The organism is Paenibacillus sp. NN59 (assembly GCF_057597225.1).
Genome location: NZ_CP199678.1, coordinates 2699709 through 2712497, shown reverse-complemented (window position 1 = coordinate 2712497; position 12789 = coordinate 2699709). Strand labels below are relative to the sequence as shown.

Sequence of the window (12789 nt, the reverse complement as noted above, 5' to 3'; positions counted from 1 at the left end):
ATTTACTAACATGGAATGTGATGCGAATTTTATGTAATAATTTAGTAATTGTGGAGGACATGTCATATAAACGTGTAATTTTTTTAGTGAATGGTGTACTATTTTGCGATACGCTTTCATTGTTCAAATTCATGTTATAATAATGCTACCTTTAGATCCTGATTCCTTCAGATGGAGTGGAATACGTTGAAACTTGTTAGGTGGATAGCTTCAAGCCTCAGACTTAAATTACTCAGCATGTTTATCATCCTCAGTTCTGTACCGCTGATTATCGTTGGATTAATTTCGTACCACAAGTCATATACCGTTGTATCGAATCACAACAAAGCCTCCACCCAACTGGCTGCGGACCAGCTTGCCAGAAATATTGACATCATGTTTGAAGATACGGAGCGGCTACTAGAACTGGGCAAGAATCCACAAGTTCTACAGTATTTGTACGCACAATCCGAGTCGTATGGCGAAGCCAAGGCTATTTTACAGACCTACAATCTCTACCGTGAAACCTACAAATACGATAAGGTACTCAACATCTCATTTGTTAACTTCTATGGCAAAGGCATCAGCGAACGAAAAGGAGTATTCAAGCTGGAGCGTAACCCGCTTCGCAATCCCTATTTTCAGTATCTGGTACAGTACCCAAACGCTATTTTGCGAATTCCTCATGCTGCACCTTATGCTGAATATAACCGTTTGGATGGATTCGCGTACCCAAAAGAGAATGCGCTTTCAATTATGACAACCGTCAAGGAACGCATTACACATGAAGTCATCGGTTTTATTGTGATTGATATGAATGATTCATTCATTGATGATTTTTTGACAACGACGAAAATTAAAGATTCCGGCTTCTTCTATATTAACGATCAATATGGGAAAACACTTTTCACACCGCCTGCGGGCGAGGCGTCTCTCGCCATCATCAACCAGATCAATTCCGTGCCTCTACACGCAGAGCAAGACAGCTTCAACTTGTCCGCAGGCTCGAAACCGCAGTTTGTCGTATATAGTACATCCAGGCAGACGGGATGGAAAATCATCGGAGCTGCGCCTTTTCAGGAAATTATTACGGAGGCCAATGGCATTCGCCAGCTAATTATCATCAGTGTTTTATTAAGCGCATTTTTTGCGATTTCTTTATATTTTTTCCTGAATAACAGACTCATTCATCCCATACAAATTCTCATGAACAAGATGCGTAAAGCGGCTAGCGGATATCTGGAGGTAAAAGTCACCCCTACCGGTTCGGACGAAATCGCGGATTTAGGACAAAGCTTCAACATCATGCTGGAGAAAATTAAAACGCTGATTGACCAAAGCATCAAAGAAAATGAACAAGTCAAAATAGCCGAATTACGAACGTTGCAAGCGCAGATTAATCCGCATTTTCTATACAATACGCTGGAGTCCATCATCTGGATGGCTGAAGCCGAAAAAAAGGAAAGTGTGATCAAGCTGGTTCAAGCGCTCTCCAGGTTCTTTCGGTTGGGTCTGAACAAAGGCTTTGATTGGGTATCGATCCAGACGGAGCTTGAACATGCGCGCAATTATCTGGTAATTCAGCAGATGAGGTATCACGATATTTTGACATACGAAATCAAGGTCGAACATGAGCTTCAAGAGTATCCCATTCTGAAAATGACACTACAACCTCTAATCGAAAACGCCATCTATCATGGCATCAAAAACAAACGGGGTCAAGGACTCATCTCGATTCAGGGATACTCGGACGATACAAGCATTGTGCTCACGGTGCGTGACAACGGCATTGGTATGAACACCGAACAACTGACACAGTTGAGAGAAAAATTAGATCAACCTGCTGGTTCCCGTTCTCCTCAAGAAAATGAGCAAGACGGCGGGTTTGGTCTGCTGAATGTGCATGATCGCATTCGTCTCTATTTTGGCCCATCCTATGGTGTTGAGATGGAGAGCACGTATATGGAAGGAAGTACATTTCAGATTCGCATCCCCAAAAGCAAGGAGGTTCAGCATTGAAAAAGGTAATGATTGTCGATGATGAGATCGGGATTCGGGAGAATATACGCAACAGCGTACAATGGGAAAAGGAAGGTTTTCACTACTGCGGAGATGCACCGGATGGGGAGCTGGCTTTACCCTTAATCGAAGAATGGGCACCTGATATTCTCATTACCGACATTAAAATGCCGTTTATGAACGGTTTAGAGCTGGCCTCTATCATCCGTGCGCAAAAACCTCATATCAAGATCATTATTATGAGCGGACATGATGAGTTCAGTTATGCTCAGGAGGCAATCCGGCTTGGCGTTACTGAATATTGTCTTAAACCCGTCAGTGCAACAGAACTTCTTCAGATATTGCATGAAGTCAGTCAGAAGATGGATGAAGAAGAACAACGACTGACCAGTCTTACGATGACCAAAGAAAAATTGCTCGCCGATCTGTGCGGTGGGCTCATCGGTACATCGGATGCCATCGATTCTGCCAAAAAGCTCTCACTATCTCTTTCTGCCAAATTCTACACCATTGTCATTATGGATATCAGACCCCATGATGATTCTCAAAATTCGGAGTTATTATTAAATAAAACACTTCGGATTCTGGAGGAATGCTGTAGCGTTGATGTGGAACTTCTCTCTTACATTCGTAGCCGGACGGAACGGGTGCTGTTGCTTAAATCCAGCTCCGAAAACCGTATTATGGCTTATCTGGAACAACTTCGAGGACAGATACGTCTCGATCTGGAGCAACAGTTCAACTGCAGTGTCGTTATTGGCATTGGAAGTCATCAGGAACGCCTGCAAGGCATTCATGTTTCCTATCTGGAAGCGGATGAAGACAAATATATCACGCGTTTGACCCAGCAAAACAAAGCTTCGTTACGGGAGATTCACCTGGATGAGAAAATGAATATTTTGTTAGATCGCAGTCGATTTCTTGAATTTCTCAAGATTGGTGACCCCTATCTGCGTGACAGCTTTGTACAGGAATTCGCAGCTCCATTACAGTCGATGGACTGGAACTCTTCATCGTATGGCGTTTATTTGTTAAACGATCTTACCCTTGAATCCTTCCGTCTTGCGAATCAAATCTTTCGTATGGGCGCTGACCCGGACGAGAACATTCGGAGCTTGCAGCAGATGATCCGGGGAATTACAAGCTGGGAAGCCTGTACCCGATACTTGTGTGATCTGCTCGATCAATTATGGCAGCGAAGAGCAGCATCTTCTGGCAAATACAGTGATGTCATTGATCAGGTCAAAGCGTATGTGTCTGGGCAATACAATAACGAGCAGGTTTCCTTGAAGAGTATCTCAGCACATGTGCGTATTAGCCCAAGTCATCTCAGTAAAATTTTCAGCCAGGAAACAGGTCAGACCATAACGGAATACTTAACCCAAGTGAGAATCGGCAAAGCCAAAGAACTGCTGAAAACAACGAGCAACAAGACATTTGAGATTGCATTCAAGGTTGGATATAACGATCCACACTATTTTTCAAATATATTCAAAAAGACAACCGGATTTACGCCCAAGGAATATCGTACACGGGGGGCCGTGGTACCCGATGAATCATCTGAGGACATGAGAAAAGAGCCCATGTATGAGTAAGCTCCAAAGTGCTGGCTGGTTCTTGTTGTTAATCTTGCTTGCATCATCGATAACCTCTTGCACGAGAGCCCCTTCGAGTTCAACGATCCATTCGGATTCAGGTGATTCACATCCCAAAAATCAGGAAGTAAGCCAGTATGTTGCTACAGCTGAGGAAGCATCCGCGTCCAAAAACAAAACCTTCGGAATCATCTATCCGATGACCTATCCGACATATGAGATGATCACAATGGATGCTACACAATCTGCTGAAAAACATCATGTGACGCTTACCGTCAACGCGCCAGACGAAGCAAGTACCGAACAGCAAATACGCATTCTGGAAAATATGATCAAACAACATGTTGACGGAATTGCCATCGCTCCTATTGATATTGCCGCGCTTACACCGGTCATTCATAAAGCTACGGCAGCAGGTATTCCGGTGATTACATTTGAATCGGATGCACCTTCCAGCGATCGAATGGCGTATGTTGGAGCGGATAATTATCTAACGGGCCGACAGTTTGCTCAGACCACAGCCAGGCTCCTGAATAATGAAGGCATGATTCTAGTCGAAAGTGGTATGGAAGAGATGGTTGGTCTACAGCAACGTCTGGACGGATTCATTGATTATATTCGTAATGACACTGACATCGAAATTTTGGAAGTCAGATACAATCAAGGCAATGAAGATCGAGCGGTCAACGATATTGAATCCATGATTGATGCACACCCCCATTTTAATGCAGTGGTGGGGCTGGATTTTGTATCCGTTTCCGCCTCTACCCTTGTTTGGAAAGCCAAAGGCTTGAACCGGCATCTAATCGCTTTCGGTGGCAATTCAATTAGTGAAAAAGGACTGTCAAATGGGCAGATATCAACCGTGATTTCGCAAAATGAGCAGGTATGGGGAACAAAAATTATTGAGACGCTGCTGCGTGCAAGCGAGGGACTTCCTGTTGAGAATTTTATTAATACCGGGATAAAGGAAATCAACCAAACTATACTTCCATCTGAATAGTAACGAATTGAAATCACCCTATAGAAATAGCCTTTCAGAGGGCTTCGCTATAGGGTGAAATTTTATCGAATCATGTAGAGAGTATTATCTTTTTTAAGACACTTCTGCAACGACTGAAGACCGCAAGCCCTCAATGAGGATAAATAACGTCAACGCTTGTCCATAGCCCATCGGACTAATCGGTATTTCTTTATAAAACTGGGCATCATGCCCTACAGGTGTTCCATAAGATACTTGCTGTACGACTCCGGTTTCATCAATATGCTGCAACACGGCTTCAAGCGCCCTCATCCCCGTATCAAGATAGGATTCATCCAGGTAGCCGTACCGGATTCCCTTGAGAATTCCGTATCCAAACGCCGCCGTTGCGGACGTTTCTTTATAGGAGTCTGGATCATCCAGTACCGTATGCCACATGCCATCCTCATGCTGTAGCTTGCTAAGTGCTCTGACTTGCGCAGTCGCTGTATCTAGCAGATAAGACTTCAGCCCATCTTCAATGGGGATGATATTTAGAAAATCCATCACTCCGGCCGTGTACCACGCATTGCCTCTCCCCCAATGAACAGCACCATAGTTATGGTTTTCATTGAAATCCCAGCCGTGATAGAACAATCCGGTTTGTTTATTGTATAGATATTTAATATGCACAAGGAACTGTCGCTTGGCTTCTTCCACATAGGCTGGTTTCTCAAAGTGCACTCCTGCTTTAGCTAAAAACAACACCGTCATAAAAAGGGTATCGATCAGAATCTGTCCGTCATTTGCATCTCCCGTGATCATATGCTGAAACGCACCATCTCCGGTCCGTAGCAGTTCATCCATAATCCAGCTGCTCCATTCTCCACAGACACGTTCGTACTCATTGTTTCCGGTCAGCTGGCTTAGTGTCATTAAAGTAAGCAACGGTGCACAGGTATTCACATTTTTCTCGGGTAGTCCCTCCATCAGCCTGGCATCATACCAGGATTCAAGAAAACGAAGCACTTCAGCATCGTTGGTTGCTTCATAGAGCTGAAGGAGACCGTAAAGTCCGACCCCTTGAGGCCATTCCCATAGATGAATGTCGATCAGTCCAATGGGAAACTGTTCGTTGATGCTTGTGTTTTTCATCGATTTCATCGCACCTGATACCTTGCTTATTTTCTCCATAAGCATATCTTGATTCAGCATGATTGTTTCACTCCCCAGATTTTATTGCACACGATTCAACGTTTGATGTTATCTAGATGCAACTGTCCCATAACACCATGACCTGCATGTACGATTTCCTCTCCTTGGACAAATAAAGGTTTGTTCATTCCCCACTGAACGGAACCGTATATCGGATCGGTCAGGCTAAGCGTCAGAGAAGTACTGTCGAATTGCGGGCTGGAAGAACGAACTTGGTCTATAAAATGGCTAAATGATCCGAATTGCGATTCATTGCCTGCTCTAATAATCCAGGCATTACGTAATCCAGGGGAAACAAGCTCACGCTCTCTTGTCACTCCGTTCTTCTCCATGCTCGTTCCATTCGCTGCATATAGAGCCACATACCCTTTATTCAGACAGCCAAAATACCAGTTCTCATGTTTCTCCCATGTCGTGAAAAATGACGTAGGAAAATAAGCATGTGTCCAATCCGAAGTATGCGTTGCCGGAATATCAAACATCATCAAAGCGATTGCTTCATGCTGAACAACGTCAGGCAAAATACCATTTCCAGCCCAGAAACAAGGTCTACCATCCCCATGTTTGTATATCTCTGCGGGATGATTCACCCATACCTGCGCCTCTGGCGACAGGGACAGATGGTTGACATGTTCCTGATAACCTGGCTTGCCTGGTCTAAAGTTTATAATGGAGGACAGGGCGTATGTTGCTGTTCGATAGTGATAGAGTTTGGCATACCCTCCCTTGCCCTGCTGATTGGTAAACGTTAATTGTTGATTTTCCTCAAGCAAGAGATGTTCCTGATAAGTCGCAGGAGGGATATAATCGGATAAACTTAGAGCCACGTTACTAATCGAATAATTGTTTACATGACCGACACCATAACCGATCCAGCACATGGACGTTGTCCCCGCGGCATAACTCCCCAGCAATTCCTTCTCGTAGCTACGGCCAAACGTGGTTGACATCACCCCTTGATGCATCTGAATCGTAATATAATAAAATAACAAATCCATTGCTTTTTTCGCTTGCTTTCTAAGTTGTTCATTCTGAGCAAACTCGTAAATATGCAAGAGTCCAACGGCATCAATGGGAATGTACGCACTAGAATTCCATTCAGCCAATCCTTCTTCCATAAAGCGTTCAAACCATAAAGCAAGCCGCTGCTCTGCCTTCTGACGATGTACTTCACCTGTTTCACCACTATTCGTGAACATTTCTTCCCCAAACAATTGCCCCGCTAACAGTTCGTTCGTATGGAACAACAACGCATGATTCTCACTGAAAAACCACATCACATCATCGCCAGGTTCATCGATCCAATACCGATAATTCAGGATACTTGCTTTTACCCGCTCCCAGAATGCTTCACTGAACAACCCGCTATCTCGTTCATCTCTCCATAGCCGGAACAGCCCTACGAGATAAAAATCACTACAATCCTTCCGCTCTTCAATACCCTCCACACCTTCTAACAACATGGTCTCCGCGTCTTGCACATTGCCATTTGTTTTTAGCATAGCGATCGCTGTGTGAATGTTAGAGCTACCCTTCTCGGCAATACATTGCAGAGCCAGCAATTTGCGGGCTTCAATATCCTTGGCTTGTTGAGCAGCCTCATCATATCGGGTATCGTAGGATTGGCAGCCAAACTTTTTGGTGAGAACTACGTTTGAAACCGAAAGGGTCAGCGTGAAATAGACGTAATGATGTCCAATTTCATTGGTATGTCCCAGAACCAGCTCCGCTTCCTTCTCGGCGATCTGTATCGTCTTATTTTCGGTGCCATCAAAGAAATTGCCATACTCAACACGCATCTCTCTGACGATATCTGGCAAGGAAAGCGGAAGCTTCAGTTTAATCTGTTCGCCTTTAAAAATATCAGAAGGAAAATAAGCTTGTTCCAAAGCACGCTCGGCGGATCGCACAGGCTCTACCAAATGGGAAGCAACAGGCAACGAAACTTGCAATTCTTCTTTTCCAAGGTATTCTAAGGCAAAAGCATACATCGTATCTCGTTCAGCCAAATCCTCCCAGCAGGCATAAATCTCATTGACTCCGGCTGTAAGCTCTGCTTGAATTACGATTTCCTGCTCCTTATTACGAACAAGTGGCGCAAAATCCGTGACCTGTTCTCCATTGATCCACAGTGTCAGGCTTCCATACGTTTTGATTCGGAATGACGCCTTATGAGCGGTCGGAGAGATCAGACGTGTCGCGGCATAGCTACGCAGATGAGTAGGTACAAACCAGAAACCTGATTTCTCTACTCGTGGATTACCCCAGGGAGAATAAATCTCCCATAGCTTTTCATCCTGTTCTCCACGAAATGGATCTCCCGGACTCGGGAACTCACTCCATTGATCGAAAAATCGGGATACAGGCTGTGATCTTCTATTTTCAACAAACTCCTGCCTGCACGGGTTTTCGTGAATAGCAAATCCATCGATAAGCCAATCATTAATATCTCCCTCCATCGTTGTTGGAACAAACGCAACAGACTCCGTATATATACCATTGATCAACCAATGATTGATCACTTGATCTCCGCCTAGTTTCATCGGCTTGTAATTTAAAGTTTCCGTCTCGCCCTGGGTGGATTCTATCATTTAACTCATCCTTTCATCCCTGAAGTAATCATACCGCTGACAAAATAACGCTGGAAAACCATAAATACAATTAAGACCGGAAGCATCGTAATGACGGACATCGCAAGCAGGCTTCCCCAATCGACATTGTATTCCCCAATAAAATTAGAGAGCGCCAGCTGAATGGTGTATTTGGATGGATCACTGATTGCAATTAACGGCCATACGAAATCATCCCATCTCCACATAAAAGAGAAGATCGCAAGTACAGCCAGAATGGGCTTGGCTATCGGAAGAATAATGCTCCAGTAAATTTTCCATTCGCCAGCTCCATCCATACGAGCCGCTTCTAACAACTCATCCGGTACGGTCAGCAAATATTGCCGCATAAGGAACACACCTGTCGGCGTTGCTGCAGGCGGAATGATGATGGCAAGCAGGCTGTTATATAAACCAAGTGCACTTAGCACTTTGAAGATTGGGATCATAATGACCTCAATCGGGATCATAAGTGTTGAGATAAAAGCAATAAGTATAATGGAGCTTCCACGGAAGCGATATTTGGCGAGTGCAAACCCTGCCATGGAATTGATCAATAACAGCAATAACGTTGAAGATATCGTAACGATCGTGCTATTCATAAAATACAAGCCAAAATCACCTTTTTTGAATGCCGCTTTGAAATGTTCGAAGGTCACTGGATCTGGCCACAATTTAGGAGGAAAGCTGTATAGATCGCTATTGGTTTTCAGAGCAGAGATCACAACCCATAGTACAGGCAGGAGCCATAACACTGCGGCCACACTCAATATACTGTAGATTGCAATTTTGGCCATAGGTTTCATCACCATCAGACAGCTCCTCCTTTCGATAAGCGGAATTGAAGTGCCGAGAAACCGCCAATAAGTATAAACAAAATAACGGACATGGCACTGGCAAGACCTAATTCCTGCCTGTTAAATCCAATCTCATAAATGTATTGAACAATAAAGGTCGTTTCTTTACCTGGCCCACCGCCTGTAAGCGCAAACATAAGTGGGAAGGCTTTAAACGCGTCAATCAGACAAAGCATAACCACGAGTAAACTTGTCGGCTTCAATAGCGGCAGGGTAATATAACGAAAAACTTTGGTGCCCGTTGCTCCATCCAAGCGAGCGGCCTCATAATAATCTGTGGGTATAGCTTGTAACCCCGCAATAAAAATGACCATGAAAAATCCTGCTCGTGACCATACCGTCGCTACAATAACGGCCGTATTGGCCCAGAAAGATGAAGTTAGAAAGCCTACGGGTTCTGCACCTGCCATCGTTAACAGATGATTCAGAATGCCGAAGGAATCTCCGAAAATCCACTTCCAGGTTAAACCTACAATGATAAAGGAAATCATGGTTGGCCAGTAAAAGATAGCTCTGAAGAAACCGCGCATACGAATCTCACGCGCCAGCAACAACGCAATGCCTAAAGCCGCTGCATAAATTAACGGAACAACAATGACAGCATAAACGCCTGTTCGCCCTATGGTTGACCAGAACTCCTGATCCGTCAGAATCTTCATATAATTGTCCAGCCCATTAAATTTCATCGGATTCAACCCATCATAGACATGGAATGAATAGTACAGCCCCAATAAAGAGGGAAAGACAATAAATGTACTAAAGATCAGGAGATTCGGAAGTATGAACAGATACGGAGCGATAACGAGTTTCCTGTTCTGTTTGGTCAATGTTTTATGATTTGTTCGCTGTGCTTCACTCATCTGCGTGCCCCTTCCCTATAAATTAAACAAAAGGGAGGCCTAACTGGAATCGCTAAGCCCCCGGTTGTGATGAACATTTGGCTTTACGTTTAACTTTGTGTTTGGTTAGCCCTTATTGACTGCCAATGGCTTCATTGATCTTCTTAGCCATCTGATCCAATGCATCCTGCGGGGTTGCTTTATCGGATAACACGTCCATAATATGATTTTTCAAATCCGTAGAAATCTTGGATATAAGCGTTTGTCTGGACCAATCATTCGCTGCAAGAGGCGAACTGTTTTTCAGTTCATCCGAGAAAACTTCAAACATCTCCTTGCCAAATTCATAATTCAGTGTGGAACTGTCCTTCCTTGGACTCATGAACAAGGACTCCTGATTATATTTGGAATTCACTTCTTTGGACGTCAAATATTCAATAAACTTTGCAGCTTCCTCTTCCTGTCCGCTGCCCTTAAAGGCCATAAGGAACTTCCCTCCGGGTACGGAAGAACGCTGCGTTCCTTTTGGCATGTAGGTGACACCCCATTCGAAGTCGGTAATATCCTTATAATTGCTAATCATCCAGTTGCCAGCCCAGTGCGCCGCTACCGTTCCGGAACGGAACAAGTTGTTCGGATTTTCTCCACCCAGCCATACCGATTCAGGCATGATACCCTCTTGATGAAGCTGTTTGAACATCTCCATGGAGCGAATCCCAGCTTCACTGTTAATCGCTGCTGCACTGCCATCCTCTGTCAAGATGCTTCCGCCATTCTGGTACAACAGCGTAGACCACCGATGGGGAGTGACATCCCAAACCATACCATATCGTGCTCCACCTTTGTCCATCACCTGCTTTAATGCAGCGATATATTCATCCCAAGTCCATACTTCATCTGGAGAAGTTGGCACCTTGACACCGGCTTTAACAAACAAGGTTTTGTTATAAATCAATCCATTTGCTGTAACATCCATCGGTGCGGCTACCAGTTTGTTATCCATAACATAGTAAGGTTTAAGCGAGTCGATAAATTGATCTTGGAATTGTTCCGCATTCTGTACATAAGGGGTAAGATCAACAGCCTGATTGGCAAAAGACCCCGTATCCGTCACCCGGCTCAAGGCTGGTGGTTTACCTCCGGATAACATCGTTTTCAACTTGGTTTGAATATCCTTGAAGCCGACTTCAATCAGATTGATTTTTACGTTAGTATTACTTTGCTCGTATTCCTTAATGACCTCCTTGATGACTTCTCCTTCTTTCCCATCAGAGAACCATAAGAAATCAAGAGATTTTTGTTTCCCATTAGCGTTGTTACCTGCATCTCCACAAGCGCTCAGCAGGATGAGCACCGCTGTCAGTAACGCGCTGATGCTCATCTTAAACCATGTTTTTCTTGTCATTTTAACCTCTCCTTAAGAAGAATTAATGATTTTGGGATACATGAAGCAATTCGTTTTTACGGAACAACTGTGGAGAAACACCGACGTATTGTTTGAATGCTCTGCTGAAATACACAGGTGTATTGAAGCCTAATGTCTCGGATATAGACAAAATCGGTGCATCGGTAGATAGCAACAGCTTTTTGGCCTCTGCCACCCTTTTTCGTATGACATAATTGCTGATGGTATATCCCGTTGTTTCTTTGAAAGAATGACAAATATAATATTTATTCAAATGCAGCGTTTTGGAAAGTTCATCGAGCGAAACGTTCTCCGCATAATTTTGGTTCAAATAATGAAGAACCCGGCTCACACTGGACTGCTTCTGTGAGGAAATCAGAATCGGATCGACCGATTGCTCCGTAGTCATTTTTCGATAAATCCGCAGCAGCAACTGAGTAAGAATCAATTTAACCATCGTTTTGCATCCCGCACTTCGGGCATCCATCTCCTCTTTAATCCCTTTAAATGTATTTGAGATGTATTCACGCTCCTCCGGGGACCAATGTACCAATAAACCGTCGGGGTGACGGAAAATAGACATCAGATTCTCTAATTGACTAAGTTCGAGCATATCTAATAGCAATATTTCCGTAAAATTAACAAAACTTCGCTTGTACACAATCTCTCTCGAAGGATTAATTCGATGAGGAACTCCACCTCTGAAAATAAACATATCACCGGGCTTCGGCTTATAGATTCGATCACCGATTAAGAAGGTTGCATCCCCTTGGATGAAATAATGAATCTCATACCCGTTATGTGTATGAATGGGCCATTCATCCTGAAAATTGTCAGCTTCCGAGCGCACATAAACTTCATTTTCCTGCAATGCCATATTCGTCGGGGTGTGTATAGTTAACATTCAATAAAGATCTCCCTTCTCTGAATACAAATAGCAATATAGTTTAATCATTTGTAATGATAGCGCTTTACAATGAATTGTATCACAGATATTTCGAACTAATATGAACTATATTGCTGTATTGTTGATCACAATTGTTGCAAATGATTCCAAAGGATTTCATGTATCTACATGCTGGAAATAAAAAAACCACGTCATAGCTCTCAGTCTACGACGTGGTGGATCAACCATTATTGAATAGTACCTCCCGATTTACTCCTTGTTTTTACTCTTCTTTATTAATTTATCAATAATCAGACCCAACGCTGTCCAAAAAAGCAGATGTAATCCACATATGAGAGGCTTAAACAAGTACGTTGTCTCCGGGTTCATATTGATGTCTGTTAGCCAGCGGTTTAATAGTGGA

Annotated in this window: 9 protein-coding genes; 3 read left to right on the top strand and 6 right to left on the bottom strand. The window is 43.6% G+C overall.

Features of this window, described 5'->3' with window-relative positions; genetic code table 11:
* Positions 1-237 precede the first annotated feature (237 nt).
* From ACT89M_RS12160 to ACT89M_RS12150, 3 genes are read left to right on the top strand one after another with little or no spacing between them, the layout of a single operon-like run.
* Positions 238-1998 (top strand): cache domain-containing sensor histidine kinase, encoded by a 1761-nt coding sequence (locus tag ACT89M_RS12160; protein WP_339838262.1) that lies wholly within the window; start codon positions 238-240, stop codon positions 1996-1998.
* Complete coding sequence (locus ACT89M_RS12155) at positions 1995-3593, top strand: response regulator transcription factor (protein WP_487345238.1); 1599 nt, start codon at positions 1995-1997, stop codon at positions 3591-3593. The genes ACT89M_RS12160 and ACT89M_RS12155 overlap by 4 nt, the downstream gene beginning before the upstream one ends.
* On the top strand, positions 3586-4596 hold the full coding sequence (locus tag ACT89M_RS12150) for a sugar ABC transporter substrate-binding protein (protein WP_154886266.1): 1011 nt from the start codon (positions 3586-3588) through the stop codon (positions 4594-4596). The genes ACT89M_RS12155 and ACT89M_RS12150 overlap by 8 nt, the downstream gene beginning before the upstream one ends.
* Before the next feature lie 93 nt (positions 4597-4689).
* Here the strand turns inward: ACT89M_RS12150 and bglB are convergent, their stop codons facing one another.
* The 6 genes from bglB to ACT89M_RS12120 form a co-directional block, all read right to left on the bottom strand.
* On the bottom strand, positions 4690-5769 hold the full coding sequence (gene bglB / locus ACT89M_RS12145; protein ID WP_154886267.1) for a beta-galactosidase BglB: 1080 nt from the start codon (positions 5767-5769) through the stop codon (positions 4690-4692).
* Between the two features lie 35 nt (positions 5770-5804).
* Complete coding sequence (locus tag ACT89M_RS12140; RefSeq protein WP_154886268.1) at positions 5805-8360, bottom strand: hypothetical protein; 2556 nt, start codon at positions 8358-8360, stop codon at positions 5805-5807.
* A gap of 5 nt (positions 8361-8365) precedes the next feature.
* Positions 8366-9190: a carbohydrate ABC transporter permease gene (locus ACT89M_RS12135; protein WP_154886269.1), complete on the bottom strand. Its 825-nt coding sequence runs from the start codon at positions 9188-9190 to the stop codon at positions 8366-8368.
* Positions 9190-10095: a carbohydrate ABC transporter permease gene (locus ACT89M_RS12130; RefSeq protein WP_154886270.1), complete on the bottom strand. Its 906-nt coding sequence runs from the start codon at positions 10093-10095 to the stop codon at positions 9190-9192. The genes ACT89M_RS12135 and ACT89M_RS12130 overlap by 1 nt, the downstream gene beginning before the upstream one ends.
* A gap of 112 nt (positions 10096-10207) precedes the next feature.
* Positions 10208-11479, bottom strand: a complete 1272-nt coding sequence (locus ACT89M_RS12125) for an ABC transporter substrate-binding protein (protein ID WP_308721946.1) — start codon at positions 11477-11479, stop codon at positions 10208-10210.
* 22 nt (positions 11480-11501) lie between these two features.
* The gene (locus ACT89M_RS12120; RefSeq protein WP_154886272.1) at positions 11502-12383 is read right to left on the bottom strand and encodes an AraC family transcriptional regulator; all 882 of its coding nucleotides are present in this window, start codon (positions 12381-12383) and stop codon (positions 11502-11504) included.
* Positions 12384-12789 lie beyond the last annotated feature (406 nt).

Coding starts and splice junctions, on each gene's coding strand:
- ACT89M_RS12160 (WP_339838262.1), top strand. CDS start 238: ATGTTTATCATCCTCAGTTCTGTACCGCTGATTATCGTTGGATTAATT.
- ACT89M_RS12150 (WP_154886266.1), top strand. CDS start 3,586: ATGAGTAAGCTCCAAAGTGCTGGCTGGTTCTTGTTGTTAATCTTGCTT.
- bglB (WP_154886267.1), bottom strand. CDS start 5,769: ATGCTGAATCAAGATATGCTTATGGAGAAAATAAGCAAGGTATCAGGT.
- ACT89M_RS12140 (WP_154886268.1), bottom strand. CDS start 8,360: ATGATAGAATCCACCCAGGGCGAGACGGAAACTTTAAATTACAAGCCG.
- ACT89M_RS12135 (WP_154886269.1), bottom strand. CDS start 9,190: ATGGTGATGAAACCTATGGCCAAAATTGCAATCTACAGTATATTGAGT.
- ACT89M_RS12130 (WP_154886270.1), bottom strand. CDS start 10,095: ATGAGTGAAGCACAGCGAACAAATCATAAAACATTGACCAAACAGAAC.
- ACT89M_RS12125 (WP_308721946.1), bottom strand. CDS start 11,479: ATGACAAGAAAAACATGGTTTAAGATGAGCATCAGCGCGTTACTGACA.
- ACT89M_RS12120 (WP_154886272.1), bottom strand. CDS start 12,383: ATGTTAACTATACACACCCCGACGAATATGGCATTGCAGGAAAATGAA.